Raw genomic sequence first — 18,431 nt, 5'->3', positions numbered from 1 at the left:
GATACCTGTGAAAGATCGAATTGGAGTTTCGCTTTCACTATTTATATTCCCGAGGAATGAACCAAGCATTGACGCGGTCCGGCACTGCTGAAATCAGACCTGTCTTATCCCGAACTGCCGGCACGCAGAACCAGATCTCCCTTACTCAACGTAAACTTGCTCGCGCGCCATTCGGTTTCCAGCTTCTGAAGCAACTCCCCCAGAGCCGGTCCCGGCGCATGGCCGGCTGCGATCAGGTCCGCCCCCTTCACGGGAAACGCGGGCAGCGGCGCCTGCCGCACACGCTCGAGCAGTTCGCGCCAGTCATCCTCCGGCGGCGGCGTCCCTTGCGCCTTCCGGAAGGCCCAGTGCGCCAGCAACCCGTCAACGGCGCCTTAACGTCCGAATTGGTAGATCATGTCCCTCGCATCCGACGGGGGCGCCGTGGGATCCGCCGACTGGCGCAGAAATTTCATCGCCGCCCACGCCGTCCGCATCCTGTTGCGTTCGGCATTCGACAGCCGGAGGCGGTCGCAGATCCGCTCAAGGTCCTCGCGCACGAAACCGCCCAGAACCACGAGGCCCAGTTCAGGGTCGGACACGTCCGGAGCGAACGAAGCCAGCCCGCGCAGAGCGCAATAGTCCTCGATGCGGGCAAGGCCGCCTGTGGCGATTTCCCAGAGACCGCTGTCGTTCATCATCCGGAGCGCCGCCGCCGCCAGGGGCGCACGCAGCAGGCGCCGCATCTCGTGTCCGATCCGTTCCGCGGACAAGTGCCGCAGGCCGTCGCGCTGGCGCAGACACGCGTCGCGCCCCGCCGCATCGATGGCGCCTTCACCATAGGCGGCATAAATCCGGAAGAACCGCAGAATGCGCAAATAGTCCTCCCTGATCCTGCTGTCCGGATCCCCGATAAAGCGGACCCGGCGGGCCAGGCAGTCCGCCAGTCCGCCGAGCGGATCGAACAGCTGGCCCCGCCGGTCCGAATAGAGGGCATTCAAGGTGAAGTCCCGGCGCTCCGCGTCCCGGACCCAGTCCCTCCCGAACACCACCTTCGCCTGACGCCCGAAGGTCTCCACATCCTGGCGAAGCGTGGTGACTTCATAGGGAACCCCGCGGCTGATCACGGTCACCGTACCGTGGTCGATGCCTGTGCCCACAGGCTTCAGACCCGCGTCGAGCGCGCGCTGCATGACGGTTTCGGGCCGCGCCGTGGTCGCGATATCGATGTCTGGCACCGGATGCCCCAGCAGCGTGTTGCGGACCGCGCCTCCGACCACGCGGGCCTGATCGCCCTCCAGTTCGAGGGCGGAAAACACCGCCTGGATGCCGGGCGTGTTCAGCCAGTCGGCCCGGCCGAGCATATGATTGACGTCCGCGGTCATGCCTCTATTCGAACCGGCCCGGGACAAACACGCCATCGCGCATATGGGAGGGAATGAAGTTGGCTTCTTCCGGGCTCTTGCCGAGCGTCGCCATGCTTACGAGGCCCGCGATGACCAGGGCGAGCCCGGCGAAGGTGAGCCAGGCGATCGGCCCCCGCGACCAGCGTTCCGGATGGTTGCTCTTCTGGCTCATCCAGAGCCAGAGCGCGTAACCGAAAAAAGGCAGCAGGAACAGCAGCAGATGTGCCAGAAAAACACGAAGCATCAGCGATAGACCGTTTCGTACAAGGAGCGGATAATCCCCGCGGTGACGCCCCATATATGGCGCTCACCGAAGGGCATGGCATAAAAGTATCTCTGTCGGCCCTGCCATTCACGGCTGAGCTTCTGGTGGTTTGCAGGATCCATCAGGAACCCCAGCGGCACTTCGAAGACAGCCTCGACCTCGCCCGGATTCGGCAGGAAGGGCGCGTCGCCGCTGATCACCCCGACCACCGGAACGACCCGGTAGCCGGATCCGGTCAGATAGGGAGCAAGGTTGCCGAGCGTTTCCACCCGCGTCGGTGTCAGGCCGATCTCTTCATCCGCCTCGCGCAACGCCGCGGCAACGGGGCCGCTGTCGACAGGATCGATCTTGCCGCCCGGGAAAGCCACCTGGCCGGCATGGGACTTGAGGTGCCCGGTCCGCTGCGTCAGCACGACACTGGGCCCGTCGTCACGGTCCAGAATACCGATCAGGACAGCCGCCTCACGCGGCGGCCCGTCCCACCTGGCGTAGGGGCCCAGATCCGGATTGAGCACATGATCGCCGGTTTCGTCGAGAGGGCTGCCGGCGGATTCCTTGAGGGTCTCGCGCAGCCGGTGCGACCAGTCGGTCAGCTCGAACCTGTTTCTTGTCAACGGTGCAGTCATGCGGTCGCGTCATCCGGTCGTTTGTTTGTCTTCATCCGGTCACCCCGTAGTTCCGTTGGCCCGTAGTTCCGGCGGGAAGTCACACAGCACCGTCCATGAGCTCGGGACTGACCGCGAAAAATCGTCCACCGCTCCAGACCCCCGTCTCCATGTCGTCATCGCTGCCACGCACTTCCATCAGGTCCGCCAACTGGTACATCAGGGCTCTGGTGAACAAGGCCTCCAGCCGTCCCCTGACCAGAACATAGGGTTTCAGTCCACCGCTGTCCGGTTCTTTTTCGAACCTGAGCGGGTGCTCCGGCCCGATCTTCACGAGATCACCCAGATTTGTACGCACTGTCAGCAACCGCGTCTCCAGCCGTCCCTCGCCGGCCGTCTCGACCGCCATTTCCACGGCAAGCAGCGGGGCGTCGTCAACGGTGATGCCGATTTTCTCCACCGGTGTCACCAGGTAGTGCCTGCCGTCTGCGTCCTTGCGCAGCACCGAGGCGAACAGCCGGACCAGCGCAGGCCGGCCGATCGGCGTGCCGAGATAGAACCAGGTGCCGTCCCGGGCGATCCTGATATCCAGATCCCCGCAAAACGGCGGATTCCACTTGTCCACAGGCGGCGGCGACCTGTCACCGGCATGCGCACGGCTCATCAGCGCCTTCAGACCTTCCGGCATTCCCGCCTGCGAATTCGCCGGACTTTCCGCCATTGTTCTCCTCGCTTTGGTCTTTTTCAATTCGGCCCACCGGAAAATCTGACAATTCCCGGACCGGGCAGATCGCTTTCACCCGAGACCCCGTCTTCCGGGGCCCCACCTTTTCCCCAGCGCATGAAAGAATCTTGGCGCTTTCCACTGTATGGCGCACAATTGCGCCTTATGTACTGAATTATATGGTGTCAGACTGGAAGAGTCGCAGCAACCGGGGATGCGGGCCCAAAAAGCTCGAAGCGGGATCCGGGCGCCGTGTCTGGAAGCCGAACGATTTTTACGGGAAAGGTGTTTCATGAGCGTTGTTTCTCACACGAACCCCAGCGAAGAAGACCTCGCCGCCGTTGCCGAAAACGCCGAGCGTGCGGTGAGCCGGATCAACGATGCCAAGACGGATATTGCCCGGATCATCTTTGGTCAGGAAAAGGTCGTCGAGCAGTCGATCGTCACCATCCTGGCCGGCGGCCACGGTCTGCTGGTCGGCGTTCCCGGCCTCGCCAAGACCAAACTGGTGGAAACGCTCGGCACCGTTCTGGGCTTGGATGCGCGCCGGATCCAGTTCACGCCGGACCTGATGCCTTCCGACATTCTCGGAGCCGAGGTGATGGAGCAGAGCGCCGACGGCAACCGTTCGTTCCGCTTCCTTCCCGGACCCGTGTTCTCGCAATTGCTGATGGCCGATGAAATCAACCGCGCCAGCCCGCGCACCCAGTCTGCCCTGCTGCAGGCCATGCAGGAATACCATGTCACCGTCGCCGGTCATCCCCACGACCTGCCGCGTCCGTTCCATGTGCTCGCGACCCAGAACCCGCTCGAGCAGGAAGGCACCTATCCGCTGCCCGAGGCCCAGCTCGACCGCTTTCTGATGCAGATCGACGTGCATTACCCGGACCTGGAAGCCGAGCGGCGCATCCTTGTAGAAACCACGGGAGCCGACCAGGCCCAGGCCCAGGTCGCCATGACCGCCGTGGAACTGCAGGAGTACCAGCAGCTCGTGCGCCGCATGCCCGTCGGCGAAACCGTCGTGGAGGCCATCCTGAAGCTCGTCCGGTCCGCAAGGCCCGAAGACGGCGGCGGCACCTCGGATGTCACCCGGCTGATTGCCTGGGGACCGGGCCCGCGCGCGAGCCAGGCGCTGATGCTGACCGTGCGCGCCCGCGCCCTGGTCGACGGCCGGCTTGCTCCCTCCGTCGACGATGTCCTGGCGCTGGCCGAACCGGTTCTTCAACACCGCATGGCCCTGACCTTCGCCGCGCGCGCGGATGGCCACACTGTGCGCAACGTCGTGCGCAGGGTGAAAGAGCAGATCGCCTGACACGCCCGGCTTCGCCCGGTTTCGCGTCGTGACCGCACCAGGAGAGAGAATGCATGGACGCCCCCAGCACCAACGCAGGCCTTGACCCGGCAACATGGCCGAACGTCATCGGCGAGGCCCGATCGGTCGCCGACGCCTTGCCTGCCCTGCTGGTGGAGGCAAGCCATGTCGCCAGTTCGATCATCGCCGGCTGGCACGGGCGCCGTCGGGCGGGGCCGGGCGAAAGCTTCTGGCAGTTCCGGCCGTTCAACATGGGCGAGCCCGCCAAGCGCATCGACTGGCGCCGCTCCGCCCGCGACGATCATCTTTATGTGCGCGAGCGCGAATGGGAGGCGGCCCACACGGTCTGGCTCTGGGCCGACCTGTCGCCCTCCATGGTGTTCCGCTCGCGCCTGTCGAATGTCACCAAACGTGACCGCGCCATCGTGCTCATGCTCGCCATGGCCGACATGCTGGCGGAGACCGGCGAGCGGATCGGCCTGCCTGGCCTGACCCGCGCCTTTTCGGACCGACGGGCCGCCGAGCGCCTTGCCGATGCGCTGGCACATCTGTCGAAGCCGGTCGCCCTGCCCGATACCGCTTCGGTGAAACGCTTCGCCGATGTGGTCGTCGTGTCGGACTTCCTGGATCCGCTGGAGGACATCGCCGCCTGGATTTCCCGCGTGGCCGCGACCGGCGCGCGCGGGCATCTCGTCCAGGTGCTCGACCCGATCGAGGAGACCTTTCCCTTTGACGGGCGGATCGAGTTCTCCGACCCCGAACTGGGTCTCCGCCTGACGGCCGGGCGCGCGGAACAGTGGCGCGAGGACTACCAGAACAGGCTGGAAGCCCACCGCGCGGAAGTGCGCGACATGGCCCGCCGGGCCGGCTGGACCTATTTTCTGCATCATACCGACCGCCCGGCATCGGAACCGCTGCTGGTCTTGCACAGTGCGCTGTCCGGCGCACTGGATGTCATGCAAAGCGGAGGTGCCTGAGCCGTGTTCGCAGGCCTGCCCCTGACCTTCATCACGCCCTGGATCCTCGCCGCGCTCGCCTTGCTGCCGGTCATCTGGTGGCTGCTGCGCCTGACCCCGCCACGCCCGCGGGAAATCCGCTTTCCGCCGACCCGCCTGCTGCTGGGCATCGACCAGCACGAGCAGACGCCCCAGCGCAGTCCCTGGTGGCTGACGCTGTTGCGCCTGACGCTGGCGGCGCTGCTGATCATCGCCCTCGCCGGCCCGATCTGGCGCTCGCCCGAACCCGTGCAGACCCAAGACGGTGTGTTGTGGGTTCTCATCGACAACGGCTGGACATCTGCGAAGGCCTGGGACGCCCAGACCGGCGCCGCCGAACAGATCCTGACCTCCGCCGAGCAGGAAGGCCGGCCGCTCCTGTTCGCCGCCACCGCGGAAGGCCCCGGACAGGCCTTCGCGCCGGAGGCTGCGACCGCAGCGCTGGAAAAGCTGCGCGCCCTCCAGCCGCGCCCCTATCCGCCGCAACGCGCGGAACTCGGCATCGGCCTGCGCAAGGCAGCGCAAAGCAACCCGCCGGGTGCGATCATATGGCTGTCGGACGGTGTCCGCTCGAACGGCGCTTTCGTTCGGGACCTCGCCGCTATTGCGGGTGACGCCCCCATCACAGTGTTCACCGGTCTCGACACCCCGATGGGACTGAAAGACCTGAGGAACGATGCCGAGGCCTTGTCCCTGACAGTGGTGCGGCATCCGGACCAGAAGCTCGGTACCGCAAATATCAGGGCCCTGGATCTGAAAGGTCTCGTGCTCGGCGAAGTGCCGGCCAGTTTCACAGCCGGCGCGACGGAAACCGAAGCCCGCTTCGAATTGCCGACAGAACTGCGCAACGACATTGCCCGGGTTGAAATTTCGGGCGAGGCGGCCGCGGGAGCGGTTCAACTGGTGGACGACAGCTGGCGCCGCCGCACGGTCGGCCTGATTTCCGGCCAGTCCGGCGATCTGGACCAGCCGCTGCTGTCGCCGGTCTATTATCTGGAACGGGCGCTGCTGCCGTTCTCCGACATCCGGCGGCCGCGGGTCAGCGACATTGCCGAAGCCGTGCCGTCCCTGATCGACCAGGGCATTTCCGTGCTCGTGCTGGCGGACGTCGGCCGGCTGCCCGACACGACCACGGAGATGCTCCGCGACTGGATCCGGAACGGCGGCACACTGGTTCGTTTCGCCGGTCCCAAGACCGCCGGCGGCAGCGACGATCTCATCCCCGTGCGCCTCAGGGCGGGCGACCGGTCGCTCGGCGGATCGCTCAGCTGGAAACAGCCGCAGCATCTGGCCGATTTTCCCGAGGGCTCCCCGTTTGCCGGCTTGAAGACACCCGAGGAGGTCACCGTGACCCGGCAGGTGCTGGCGGAACCGACCTCCGATCTTCCCGACCGGACCTGGGCCATGCTGGAGGACGGCACCCCGCTGGTGACGGCGTCACAGGTCGGCGCCGGCACTCTGGTGCTGTTTCATGTCACGGCGGACAGTTCTTGGTCCAACCTGCCCCTGTCAGGCGTTTTCCTCAACATGCTGCGCCGTGTCCTTTCGGTGTCCAACGTGGTTGCCGCTTCCGAATCTCCGGAAGACGGCAGCTCGACGACAAGCGTGTTGCCGCCGCTCAGGCTGCTGGACGGCTTTGGACGTTTCGGCTCGCCTCCGGTGGAAGTCACCCCCGTCAGCGCGATCGCCTTCCAGCAAGCTGCCGCCAGCCGCCGCACCCCCCCGGGCCTTTACGGTACGGAAGACGGCTTCCGGGCCCTCAACCTGATGGAAAAGGAGGACGAACTGGCCCCTCTTGACCTCAGCGCGCTCGGCGGCAAAGCAAGCGAAACGCCCTACCCGGCGACCGATCCGCTGGATCTCAGATCCGCGTTCTTCACGCTGGCCTTCCTTCTCATGATCGCCGATGCCATCGCCGTCTTCCTCCTTGCGGGCGGTCTCGGCCGGGTCGGCCTGCGCGGCCACGGCAGCAGCGCCGCCGTCGCCGTGATGATCGGCGTGGCCCTGCTGCTGGGCCCCGCCCTGGGGCCGGCCGACGCCCAGTCGGCCTCCAGCGATCTGGATGCGCTGGAATCGACGCTGGAAACCCGGCTGGCCTATGTGCTGACCGGCAATCCGGAGATCGACGACGCCAGCGCGGCGGGCCTTTCCGGGCTCTCCCAGTTTCTGTCCGAGCGCACCGCCCTGGAGCCCGGATCACCGAACGGGCTGAACATCGAAAGCGACGAACTGGCCTTCTATTCCCTGCTTTACTGGCCGATCGATCCGGCCGCGGACAAACCCGACGACCGGACGATCGCCCGCATCGACACCTTCATGCGCAATGGCGGCACGATCCTGTTCGACACCCGCGACCATATCAGCGCCTCGGCCAGCGGCTTTTCCTCCACACCGGCAACCCTCAAGCTGCGCGAGATCCTCGAGGATCTCGATGTGCCGCCCCTCGAGCCGGTGCCGCCCGATCACGTGCTGACAAAAGCCTTCTATCTGCTCGACACCTTTCCCGGACGCTACGCCACCAGCCCGCTGTGGGTCGAAAGCCTGGAGGAAATCACCGCCCGCGGCGATCGCCCCGTGCGCGCGGGCGACGGCGTTTCCCCGATCCTGATCACCGGCAACGACTTCGCCGCCGCCTGGGCGATCACCAACACGGGAGAATTCATGTATCCGACCGTGCCCAACAACCCGGTGCAGCGCGACTACGCCTTCCGCTCCGGTGTCAACATCGTCATGTACAGCCTGACCGGCAACTACAAGGCCGATCAGGTCCACATTCCCGCCCTGCTCGAACGACTCGGACAATAGGAGAAAACTGAAAACCTATGGTCTGGTCCCTCTCCTTCGATCCGCTTTTGCCCCTGTGGGCGCTCGCTGCCGGCGCCGTCGTCACGGTGCTGCTCACCGGCCTGACGGGCTTTCTCAAGCTGCGCGGCTGGCTGCTGCGCTCGCTGACCATGGCCCTGTTGCTGCTGGCCCTCGCCAATCCCGCCATCGAGCGGGAGGAGCGGGAACCGCTCTCCAGCGTCGTCGCGCTCGTCGTCGACAAGAGCCAGAGCCAGCGGCTTGGCGGACGCGAGACGACCACCGAGGAGACCGCCGCCGAAGTCCGCCGCCGGGTGGAGGCACTCGAGGGATTTGACCTGCGTGTTCTGGAGGCTCGCAATTCAGGCAGCGGCGACGGCACCCAGGTGTTCCAGACGTTGTCCAGCGGGCTCGCGGACGTTCCGCCGGAACGTGTCGGCGGCGCCATCATCATCACCGATGGCCAAATCCACGATATTCCGGAAAGCGCCGGGTCGCTCGGCTTCGACGCGCCCGTCCACGGTCTCATCACCGGCGAGGTGGGAGAGCTCGACCGCCGCATCGTCCTTGAAAAGACGCCCCGTTTCGGGCTCGTGGGCTCCGAGGAAACGGTCAGCCTGACCGTGGTTGATCAGGGCCGGGGCACCGGTCCGGGCGACCAGGTGCGCCTGAGCGTGAAACGCGACGGCGACATCGTCACCGAGCGGATGGCCCGTACCGGTGAAAAGATCGACATTCCCGTCGAGATCGCCCATGGCGGCGACAACATTTTCGAGTTCGAGGCAGCGCCGCTTTCAGGCGAACTGACAACGCTCAACAACCGGGCCGTCGTCACCATCGACGGCATTCGCGAGAACCTGCGCGTTCTGCTGGTGTCCGGCTCGCCCCATGCCGGCGAGCGCACGTGGCGCAATCTCCTGAAATCCGATGCCTCCGTCGATCTCGTGCATTTCACCATTCTGCGCCCGCCGGAAAAACAGGACGGCACACCGATCAACCAGTTGTCGCTGATCGCCTTTCCGACCCGCGAACTGTTTTCCGTCAAGATCGACGAATTCGACCTGATCATCTTCGACCGCTACGTGCGCCGCAATGTTCTGCCGATGCTCTATTTCGACAACATCGCGCGCTACGTGCGCAATGGCGGCGCGGTCCTGCTGGCCGGCGGCCCCGACTACGCCGAAGGCGGCAGCCTGTACCGCACACCGCTGGCGTCGATCCTTCCGGCACGGCCCACCGGAACCATCCTTGAACAACCCTTTCACGCAACCCTGGCCCATCTTGGAGAGCGTCACCCGGTGACCCGGGGACTGCCCGGTTCCGAACAGGATCCCCCCGCCTGGAGCCGGTGGTTCCGCGCGGTCGACACGGAACTCGATGCCGGCCAGGAACTGATGTCCGGCCCGAGCGACACACCGCTTCTGGTCCTGAACCGGGAAGGCGAAGGCCGGGTGGCCATGCTCCTGTCAGACCATGTCTGGCTGTGGGCGCGCGGTTTCGAGGGCGGCGGCCCCCATGTGCCGCTGTTGCGCCGTCTGGCCCACTGGCTGATGCAGGAGCCGGATCTGGAGGAAGAGGCGCTGAATGTCTCCCTGCGCGGCTCGGAACTGGTGATCGAACGCCAGTCGCTCGGCGAGTCCGTCGGCGATGTCACTGTGGTCTCACCGACCGGCGACCGCACCGAGTTCGCCTTGAGCGAACAGGACCCGGGCCTGTGGCGCGGCGGCCTGCCGATCTCGGAAACAGGGCTGTTCTCCATTTCCGAGGGAGAGATGAGCGCACTCATTCACGTGGGCCCGCCGAACCCGCGCGAATACACCGATGTGTTGTCGACGCCCGAGGCGCTGGCCCCCCTCAGCGAGGCCACCGGCGGCACTTCCGAGCGCCTGCGCGACGTTGGCGGTGCGTTGAACATACCCCGCATCGTGCCCGTCCGGCCGTCGGCGAGCTACGCGGGCAATGGCTGGGTCGGCCTGAAGGCGACCGAGGCCAGCGTTCTGAACGGCATTGACCGCTATCCGCTGATGATCGGCCTGTTCGGCCTCGTCCTCCTGCTCGGCGCTCTCTCCCTGACCTGGTACCGGGAAGGCCGGTAAACCGCATGTGATCCCGGCATTCGGAACCGGGCAGGCTGAGCCCGGTTTACTGTTCAGATGAAACAGTCAGGCCGGAGGTCACATGCTGTCTGCCACCCAGGAACAAATTTGCAGTCAGGCCGGAGAGATCGGCGCCGGACTGTCAGCGGTGCTGGTCAACGCGTCGCTGACGCATCCCTCGCAATCGTCCCACACCGACACGTTGCTTGATGTCGTCGCGGAGATCTTCAGGACCCAGGGCACGGCCGTCGACCGGGTCAGGCTCAGTCAGTACCGGCTCGCTCCCGGCGTATACCCGGACATGACGGACCATGGATGGGAGTTGGACGAGTGGCCGAAGATTTCCGATCGTGTCTTGGGCGCCGACATCTGCGTGCTCGGCACGCCCATCTGGCTCGGTGAAAAAAGCTCCCTTGCCCAGGCCTTCATCGAGAAGCTCTATGCCCATTCGGGACAGACCAACGACAAGGGCCAGTATCTGTTCTACGGCAAGGTGGGGGGATGTATCGTCACCGGCAACGAGGACGGCATCAAGCACGTCGGCATGGGCGTTCTGTATTCCATGCAGCATGTCGGCTACTCGATCCCGCCGCAGGCGGATGCCGGCTGGGTCGGCGAAGCGGGGCCCGGCGCATCTTACGGCGACGCCCGGGACGACGGCACCCGTGCAGGCTTCGACAATGCCTTTACCCAGCGCAATACGACATTCATGGCCTTCAATCTGATGCACCTTGCCAGGCTCTACAAGGAAAACGGCGGCCTGCCCGCGTGCGGCAATATCCGCGCGCAATGGGACGACGGCAGCAAGCCTGGCTGGCCCAACCCGGAACACCGGCTCGACACGTAGCCTCAGGCAGGTCCGTGCGCTGCGTCTCCGCTGCCCCCGTGGACCGGGCCTTCCGGCATGTCGGCCCCGTTCAGAAGCGCGACGAGCAGACGCGCCGGATCAACCGGGCCCGGCAGCGTGATCCGCCCGAAGGGAACCTGCTGAAAGCCGAAGGGGCTGTAATAGGGCGCATCGCCGACCAGCAACACCGTCGTGTCTCCCGCCCGGGCTGCCGCTTCCATGGCCGTGTTCATCAGGGCCTTGCCAAGGCCCCGGTTCTTGAAATCCGGTGACACCGTGAGCGGGCCGAGCAGAAGCGCGGCCGTTTGCCCGATCCGGATCGGGCTCAGCCGGATCGATCCGGCCACCTGCTGACCGGCAAGTCCGACGAAGGAAAGATCCACTCTGTGCGGCACGTTTTCACGAATGAGAAAGGCGGTGCGGGCAAACCGTCCAGGGCCGAAGGCATTGGCCTGCAGCGTGTCGATTGTGATCGTGTCGGCGGTGTGTTCGGGCCGAATGACCCATTGCATCTGTTTCATGTCTCTGGTTCCGGAAGGCTGTCTTTTTCAGAAAGCGCGCCTGCCGGCCCGGAAGAAAAGTGTCTTTGACAATCCGGGAACGGGTCAGCCGCGACGGCGCGGACGAGAAAAATCTCGTCGGCTGCTTCGTCGTCGGAGTGTCAGACCTGCGGTCATGATGCCCAGTTTCGATTTGCTGCCGGAAACCAACTGGGAACCCGGCGTTGTCTCAATGAGGAGAAGCGGTTACCACGCATTGGCGACACCGGTCCAGCGTTTTTTGCCTCGTCGGCCCAGCCGGTCGATTGTTCACCAATCCGGAACGGTGCATTCAGGCGATTGATTTCCGCACCCGCGGACCGACTTAGATCAATGGTGACGGAGCGTGCCGCGTCCAATCGGACGCAACATGCTCGTCAACGGGACTGCAACACAGGAGCACATTATGGGATTGCTGGTCGACGGTGTCTGGAAAGAGCAATGGTACGACACGTCATCGACCGGAGGCCGCTTCGTCCGAAAGGACGCTGCCTTCCGGAACTGGATCACCGCGGACGGGTCCCCCGGGCCGAACGGCGCCGGTGGCTTCAAGGCCGAGCCCGGACGCTATCACCTGTTCGTCTCCCATGCCTGCCCCTGGGCGCATCGCACCATGGTCTTCCGCAAGCTGAAAGGCCTGGAGGATCTGGTTTCCCTGTCTGCCGTTCAGCCCCTGATGCTGGAAAACGGGTGGGAATTTACCGAGATCGATCCGTTGACCGGGGCGAAATTCGCCTGGCACGTCTACCTCAAGGCCGATCCCCACTATACCGGCCGCGCAACCGTGCCGATCCTGTGGGACAAGCACCAGCAGACCATCGTCAGCAATGAGTCCTCCGAGATCATCCGGATGTTCAACTCCGCGTTCGACGGACTGACCGGGTCCGCTGCCGACTATTATCCGGAGGATCTGCGCACGGAAATCGACGACATCAACGAGCGCGTCTATCACACGGTCAACAACGGCGTTTACAAATCCGGCTTCGCGACCACGCAAGACGCGTATGAGGAAGCCGTCACAGCCGTGTTCGAGACCCTGGACGCCCTGGAAGATCGCCTGTCGCGGCAGCGCTATCTGGCGGGCGAGCGGCTGACGGAAGCCGACTGGCGCCTGTTCACCACGCTTGTGCGCTTCGACCCGGTCTATTTCGGCCATTTCAAATGCAACATTCGCCGGATAGTGGATTATCCGAACCTGTCGAACTACCTGCGCGAGCTCTACCAGGTGCCGGGCATCGCGGAGACCGTCGACATGACGACGATCAAGCAGCACTACTACGGCTCACATGAAAGCGTGAATCCGACCCGCATCGTGCCTGTCGGTCCCGAGCTCGACTTCACCCGCCCGCATGACCGGGACCGGCTGCAGGCAGCAGCCTGAGGGGCGGTTTTGTGGTTCTCCTGAAAACACCGCAGCCCGGGCGCTGAGCCGGGGCTGGTCCGGCCTGTGGGCCGGTTCCCGGTCACGGCCCCTCCAGGTGTCACCACCTGCCCGAGACCAGCAGTCCCGATCGAAACTCGATCAAGCGTTGCCCGGTGGCCCTGGTGAGGCCATCCGGCAGGGCATCCGGTGCGAAGAAACCGGCTTCGGCAATCTCTGAATTGGGCGCCAGGAAGCTTTCGGTTCCGGACCAGCTTGCCAGATGGAACAGGCCGACATGATCCCGGCCGGTTGCCCCTTCGTTCAGATAGACGCTCAGGAGCCGCGGGGCTTCTGCCGCGGCGATCCCGGCCTCCTCGTGAACCTCCCGGCGGGCCGCTTCCGCCATCGTCTCGCCCTTGTCGACACCGCCGCCCGGCAGATACCAGCCGTCGAGGTAACTGTGCCGCACCAGCAGCACCCTTTTGACCTCATCTTCCACGATCACACGGACACCAAGCGTGTACGGATTGCGGACCAGTCCGATCTGCTGAATAAGACGGCGTGTCCAGTGCGCAGGCAGGAGGGACAAGAACTTCAACATTTCCCGAAGGTTACTCCACGTATTTTGCAGATAAGACCTTGTTAACCCATGCAATCCCTGCAGGGCTGATCTCCAGTAATAACGCTCCTCCTTTTGGCAGCGCATGCATATATATCGTGCAAGTTGATTATTTTGAGGGCAAGGCGCCCTATCCCCTGAAGGAATATGTCCATGTTCAATGCTCTCTTTGGCAGACGCCGCCGCCGTGCCGCCCAATTCCACTGGAAGCCGGCTCTCGATCTCAGCAACCCGCGCGTTGCCAGCACCCTGACCACCTTCCCGACCAACTGATCCCCATCCTCGTTGGCAGCAGGTTCTGAACGGAGAAGAGAACATGTTCGGATTCGTTAATGTTGTTGGCGCGACACTGCGCGAAACCACCCGGACCACGGACAGCTCCGCACCGAAGGTGCGCAAGCCCGCCAAACCGGCAAGGTAACCACTCCGGCACGTTTTTGGCACATTGCATTCGTGCCGCGCATTCGGGCGTTGCGTCATTTATCCTTGACGCGGCGCCTTTTGCTTTGATGATGCGCCCCATGTTCAAACTCGCGCATCTTTCCGATCCCCATCTCGGCCCCCTTCCCGACCCGAAGCTTCTGCAGCTTTTCTCAAAGCGTCTGCTCGGCTATCTGAACTGGCACCGCAACCGGTCCCGGATCATGGGTGGCAGCTATCTCGACCAACTCGTCGCGGACATGAAGGCGAACCTTCCGGACCATATCGCGGTCACCGGCGATCTGGTCAACATCGCCCTGCCTCTGGAGATCTCCGGTGCCCGCACCTGGCTGGAGGAAATCGGCAAGCCGGAGGACGTCTCGGTCGTGCCGGGCAATCACGATGCCTATGTGCCGGGAGCTGTCCGCCGGGCCCGCGCCGCCTGGTGGCCCTACATGAGCGACGGCGACACCAAGGCACCGCCTGCCGGATCCCGCCCGGAAGCCACCTTTCCCTATGTCCGAAAGCGCGACGGCATCGCCCTGGTCGGCGTGACCACGGGTCGCGCCAGCGCGCCCTGGTTTGCCACCGGCCGGGTCGGCAGCGATCAGAGCAAGCGGCTGCGCGCGGTTCTGGAAGAACTCGGCAGGCAGGACCTGTTCCGCGTCGTGATGCTGCACCACCCGCCGTTCAGGCACGCAACGCGCTGGCACAAGCGCCTTTCCGACGCCTCTCGGGTGCGCGCGGTCGTCAAGCGGGCCGGTGCCGAACTGATTCTGCACGGACACACCCATGTCGACAGTTTCGAAGAGATCGACGGCCCGAACGGCCCCGTCTCGGTCGTCGGCGTTCCCTCGGCCACCAGCGCGCCCGGCGGCCATAAACCGGCGGCCCGCTACAATCTTTTCAGCATCGAGAAGACACAGGACGGCTGGAGTTGCGCAATGCAGGAACACGGCTTTGACGCGCCGGACGAACCGGTGAAATTGCTCAACGAGCGCAGCGTCGTGATACCTGTGGCAGGTCAGCTCACGGGTTCATAAATGAGCATGATATGGTCTGAAGCGCATTGCGCGTTCTCGGCGCCGCGAAAGATTTGAAAATGGACACCCGTCACATGGGGTTGGCGAACCAGGCATAGGCCATCAGTCCGACGATGCCGGCAGCAATGCCGATGCCGAAGGCGCCCGCCACCGCCAGCCACGGCGTGCGGCTTTCCCGGACCCGAACGACCTGGCTTTCGCGCGCCACTTCCCGCAAGCGGTTGTTGAGCCAGTCCCCTTCCAGGGCTTTCTCGCGTTCCAGCACCCGCTCGGCGATATATTCGGTGAGGCAATCGGCCATGTCGTCGATATTGGCGGTTTCCAGGATAACGACCCGTCCCAGGCGCGTGTCCTTCAGGAAACGATAGGTGCGCCGGTCTCCACCGACGGCGACATGGCTTGTGGCATCGATCCACAGCCGCGGTGTCGAACCGGAAATGATCTGAAGCGAAAACTGGTCGTCGTCTTCCGGGATCTCCCTGAAAACGTCCTTCAGTTCATCCGCGAGCATGTCGAGGCGGGCCCGTTCGGTATCCTGCAGTTCCACCACCACATCCGAACGCTCGACCTCGCCGAGCTGAACCTTCCGGATCGCATCGCGCAGGGAGCGCATGCGTGTATGGGGGACAACGTTATCCTGCATTTCAGACATGTGGTGCCCGACTCCGTTTCACTGCCTTGGCCGCGACCCGGGAGGGTCACGATTCGTCGTGGTCAATAGAGTCTTAACCGACTCTCACCCGGTCGAAACAGGCACACGGCCCTAACCGGCGGCTATCCACCGGCAATGCTTCGAAAATGGTTAACGCAGATTAAGGTATTTTTGAATGCCGTGCCAACGGTCATTGTTTTTATCCCGTCGGCCGCAATTCCGGTCCGTTCGGCACCGCCTGATTCGCGCACCTGTGCACCGGCTTGCGGCCTTGCCCCTCATGACCGGGCGGGCACCCGCGCTGGCCACCCGCCCCGGACATGGGGTATGCAGGTAGGATCGGCGCTTACCGGAGGGCTACGCCATGAATGTGGACGGCACGAAATATCGCACCATCTGGCTCGCCGAAGACGGCGCCTCGGTCGAGATCATCGACCAGACGAAATTTCCCCATGCTTTCGAGATCGCACGGCTTCACACGATGGAAGAGGCCGCCCACGCGATCCGCGTCATGCAGGTCCGGGGAGCGCCGCTGATCGGCGCAACCGCCGCCTATGGTGTCGCCCTGGCCATGCGCGCCGATTCGTCCGACGACAATCTGCATGCCGCGTGCTCGGCGCTTCTGGAAACCCGTCCGACCGCCGTCAATCTTCACTGGGCCCTCGACAAGGCGCGCAAGGCGTTGATCCAGGTCGCACCGGAGGTCCGCGAACAGGCCGCCTTCAAGTTCGCCGCCGATATCTGTGACGACGACATTGCCATCAACATGCTGATCGGAATGTACGGCATGGACCTGATCGCGGAGATCAGCCGGTCCAAGCGTCCCGGAGACCCGGTCAACATCCTGACCCACTGCAACGCGGGCTGGCTGGCCGCGGTCGACTGGGGCACGGCGACCGCCCCGATCTACATGTGCCATGACAGCGGTGTTCCGGTGCATGTCTGGGTCGACGAGACCCGTCCGCGCAATCAGGGCGCCTATCTGACCGCCTGGGAACTGGGTCAACACGGCGTTCCGCACACCGTGATCGTCGACAATGCCGGCGGGCATCTGATGCAGCATGGCGAGGTCGATATCGTCATCACGGGCACGGACCGGACCACGGCAACCGGCAACGTCTGCAACAAGATCGGCACCTATCTGAAGGCCCTCGCGGCAAGGGACAACGAGATCCCCTTCTATGTCGCCCTGCCTTCGCCGACCATCGATTTCTCGTTGTCGGACGGCCTGCGGGAAATACCGATCGAGGAGCGCGGCGGCGCGGAAGTCAGCCGGATGACCGGGCGGACCGACCAGGGCACCATCGAGACCATCAGCATCGTCGCCGATGGATCGGAGGTCGCCAATCCCGCCTTTGATGTCACCCCGTCCCGCCTTGTCACCGGACTGATCACCGAGCGCGGCGTTCTGGAAGCCAGCCGCAAGGCCATCGCGGACGCCTTTCCCGAGCGCGTCAGGGCAAGCGCGTGAAGCTCTGGGCCCACCGAACTTTCACCAGACGGTTTCGCACGCCACTGAATGCCTTGCGCCCTCACCCTGAACAGGGCGAAGCGGAAACCGGTGGCTGAACTTGAGGGCTTGGTCGAAGGTGTCTGTGTCGAGCCTATTCGATCACCGGCACATGAGACGCCCTGTCCCTCTGCAACAGGCCCAGCAGCCGCGGATCGTCAGCGACCTCTATCGACCGTTTGTAAGGCGTGAAGCCGCAGGAAATGTAGAAGCGGATTGCCTGCGGGCTGTCGCCGGTGCAGGTGTGCAGCAGCAGGCGTCTGGTTTCCGGCCGCGCCCAGGCCATTTCGGCCGCCTGGCTCATCAGCCAACGCCCCAGTCCGCCGCCAATGGCATCCGGCACCAGCCCGAAATAGGCGATTTCAGGTTCCTGCGGGTTTGCATAGTCGATTTCCAGCGTGCCGACGGGCCTGCCGTTCTTCACCGGCAGAAAATTCTCGCGCGTCGGCTCTGCAAGCAATGTCTCCAGCACCGCCGGTTCCTGGGCAAGGCGCCCGAACCAGAGCCAGTCCTCGCCGATGTCCCGGAACAGCTTTCGATAGGTGGCGACATCGGGCGCGCTCCAGCGCTCCAGTGTGACGTCTTCGCGCGGCGGCGCCAGAGGCTCGCCAGGCTGTTCCCGCATTTCCAGAAATGTCACCACGAACGCGATCTTGCCGTCGGGAATGTCTGTGTAGCCATTGAGGTCCAGCATCTGTCCCATCATCCTTTCTCCGGTATCCGCAAGACAACATGCGGGTTTTGCGCGGCGGCCGGCCCCGTCCGATACAGGGATCCCGGGTTGCGGAATGCGGCTGGTTAACCGCCTGTTAACCACGTCCTGACACAGTCGAACCCGTATCCAGGAAAGATGCTGACATGCCAAAAATCGGGAACTACGTCCAGCGCGACTATCACAGCCGCTATCGATCCCAGAAACAATCGACGTGGTCCGACTACAACAAGTCCTGGGCGTCGCGTCGTCAGGCATCTGCTCAGAAAATGCAGGAGCTGCGCACCATCGCTTCCAATTTCAACGTCATCGGAGTGCAGGCCTATCAGGCCAACACCATGTACGTGATGCAGAATCAGGGGTCGCTTGGCGTCAACGCCAACCAGACCGCGGCCATGGCCCGCATCAGCGTGCTGGTTTAGGATTCCAGCTTCCGGAACGACGGATCTCCGGCCTCTGGGTCTCCGGCGGTTTCAATGTTCAGCAGAAGCGCAAAACATCCAGCACGTCACAAAGCCATGCCATTGGTCTCATCCCCTTCT

Annotated in this window: 18 protein-coding genes; 9 read left to right on the top strand and 9 right to left on the bottom strand. The window is 64.2% G+C overall.

From position 1 onward, the window contains the following. Positions 1–104: 104 nt before the first annotated feature. From AC0VX3_RS08515 to AC0VX3_RS08495, 5 genes are all read right to left on the bottom strand, one after another. On the bottom strand, positions 105–359 hold the full coding sequence (locus AC0VX3_RS08515) for a hypothetical protein (RefSeq protein ID WP_475524344.1): 255 nt from the start codon (positions 357–359) through the stop codon (positions 105–107). 15 nt (positions 360–374) lie between these two features. Next, entirely contained in the window at positions 375–1,364 is a 990-nt protein-coding gene (locus tag AC0VX3_RS08510; RefSeq protein WP_475524343.1) for a CCA tRNA nucleotidyltransferase, read from the bottom strand. A 4-nt stretch (positions 1,365–1,368) separates the two neighbouring features. Further along, entirely contained in the window at positions 1,369–1,629 is a 261-nt protein-coding gene (locus AC0VX3_RS08505; RefSeq protein WP_342895473.1) for a DUF6111 family protein, read from the bottom strand. Then, positions 1,629–2,276 carry a CoA pyrophosphatase gene (locus tag AC0VX3_RS08500; protein ID WP_475524342.1) on the bottom strand — a complete coding sequence of 216 codons (648 nt, stop codon included), beginning with the start codon at positions 2,274–2,276 and terminating at the stop codon, positions 1,629–1,631. Before AC0VX3_RS08500 ends, AC0VX3_RS08505 begins: the two co-directional genes overlap by 1 nt. A 79-nt stretch (positions 2,277–2,355) precedes the next feature. Then, positions 2,356–2,976: a DUF1285 domain-containing protein gene (locus tag AC0VX3_RS08495; RefSeq protein WP_475524341.1), complete on the bottom strand. Its 621-nt coding sequence runs from the start codon at positions 2,974–2,976 to the stop codon at positions 2,356–2,358. A 295-nt stretch (positions 2,977–3,271) separates the two neighbouring features. Between AC0VX3_RS08495 and AC0VX3_RS08490 the strand changes: the two genes are divergently transcribed. The 5 genes from AC0VX3_RS08490 to AC0VX3_RS08470 all read left to right on the top strand — a co-directional run bounded on the left by AC0VX3_RS08490 (position 3,272) and on the right by AC0VX3_RS08470 (position 11,031). Next, positions 3,272–4,291, top strand: a complete 1,020-nt coding sequence (locus AC0VX3_RS08490; protein ID WP_475524340.1) for an AAA family ATPase — start codon at positions 3,272–3,274, stop codon at positions 4,289–4,291. A 53-nt stretch (positions 4,292–4,344) separates the two neighbouring features. Continuing rightward, on the top strand, positions 4,345–5,268 hold the full coding sequence (locus AC0VX3_RS08485; RefSeq protein WP_348150048.1) for a DUF58 domain-containing protein: 924 nt from the start codon (positions 4,345–4,347) through the stop codon (positions 5,266–5,268). Positions 5,269–5,271: 3 nt separating this feature from the next. Next, a complete protein-coding gene (locus AC0VX3_RS08480; RefSeq protein ID WP_475524339.1) occupies positions 5,272–8,091 on the top strand; it encodes a DUF4159 domain-containing protein in 2,820 nt (939 codons plus the stop codon). Between the two features lie 17 nt (positions 8,092–8,108). Beyond that, positions 8,109–10,184, top strand: a complete 2,076-nt coding sequence (locus tag AC0VX3_RS08475) for a hypothetical protein (protein ID WP_475524338.1) — start codon at positions 8,109–8,111, stop codon at positions 10,182–10,184. Positions 10,185–10,266: 82 nt separating this feature from the next. Continuing rightward, complete coding sequence (locus AC0VX3_RS08470) at positions 10,267–11,031, top strand: flavodoxin family protein (RefSeq protein WP_475524337.1); 765 nt, start codon at positions 10,267–10,269, stop codon at positions 11,029–11,031. Between the two features lie 2 nt (positions 11,032–11,033). Here the strand turns inward: AC0VX3_RS08470 and AC0VX3_RS08465 are convergent, their stop codons facing one another. Further along, the gene (locus AC0VX3_RS08465; protein ID WP_475524336.1) at positions 11,034–11,552 is read right to left on the bottom strand and encodes a GNAT family N-acetyltransferase; all 519 of its coding nucleotides are present in this window, start codon (positions 11,550–11,552) and stop codon (positions 11,034–11,036) included. Between the two features lie 424 nt (positions 11,553–11,976). Here AC0VX3_RS08465 and AC0VX3_RS08460 point away from each other — a divergent pair, with 424 nt between their 5' ends. Then, complete coding sequence (locus AC0VX3_RS08460) at positions 11,977–12,951, top strand: glutathione S-transferase family protein (protein ID WP_475524335.1); 975 nt, start codon at positions 11,977–11,979, stop codon at positions 12,949–12,951. Between the two features lie 100 nt (positions 12,952–13,051). Here the strand turns inward: AC0VX3_RS08460 and AC0VX3_RS08455 are convergent, their stop codons facing one another. Beyond that, positions 13,052–13,534, bottom strand: coding sequence for an NUDIX domain-containing protein (locus AC0VX3_RS08455; protein ID WP_475524333.1), 483 nt, complete (start codon positions 13,532–13,534; stop codon positions 13,052–13,054). 539 nt (positions 13,535–14,073) lie between these two features. Between AC0VX3_RS08455 and AC0VX3_RS08450 the strand changes: the two genes are divergently transcribed. Then, the gene (locus AC0VX3_RS08450) at positions 14,074–15,015 is read left to right on the top strand and encodes a metallophosphoesterase family protein (protein WP_475524332.1); all 942 of its coding nucleotides are present in this window, start codon (positions 14,074–14,076) and stop codon (positions 15,013–15,015) included. A gap of 70 nt (positions 15,016–15,085) precedes the next feature. Here the strand turns inward: AC0VX3_RS08450 and AC0VX3_RS08445 are convergent, their stop codons facing one another. Further along, the gene (locus tag AC0VX3_RS08445) at positions 15,086–15,667 is read right to left on the bottom strand and encodes a hypothetical protein (RefSeq protein ID WP_342895486.1); all 582 of its coding nucleotides are present in this window, start codon (positions 15,665–15,667) and stop codon (positions 15,086–15,088) included. A gap of 364 nt (positions 15,668–16,031) precedes the next feature. Here AC0VX3_RS08445 and mtnA point away from each other — a divergent pair, with 364 nt between their 5' ends. Further along, complete coding sequence (gene mtnA, locus AC0VX3_RS08440) at positions 16,032–17,138, top strand: S-methyl-5-thioribose-1-phosphate isomerase (protein WP_475524331.1); 1,107 nt, start codon at positions 16,032–16,034, stop codon at positions 17,136–17,138. A 133-nt stretch (positions 17,139–17,271) separates the two neighbouring features. On the opposite strand, the gene AC0VX3_RS08435 is transcribed toward mtnA, so the two are convergent. Continuing rightward, positions 17,272–17,883 (bottom strand): GNAT family N-acetyltransferase, encoded by a 612-nt coding sequence (locus tag AC0VX3_RS08435; protein ID WP_475524330.1) that lies wholly within the window; start codon positions 17,881–17,883, stop codon positions 17,272–17,274. Positions 17,884–18,035: 152 nt separating this feature from the next. Between AC0VX3_RS08435 and AC0VX3_RS08430 the strand changes: the two genes are divergently transcribed. Then, positions 18,036–18,311: a flagellar biosynthesis protein gene (locus AC0VX3_RS08430; protein ID WP_342895491.1), complete on the top strand. Its 276-nt coding sequence runs from the start codon at positions 18,036–18,038 to the stop codon at positions 18,309–18,311. Positions 18,312–18,431 lie beyond the last annotated feature (120 nt).

This window comes from Roseibium sp. QJM3NY_11, from assembly GCF_056173175.1.
Note: the sequence above shows the minus strand (reverse complement) of the source record. Positions and strands in the feature narration are given on the sequence as shown.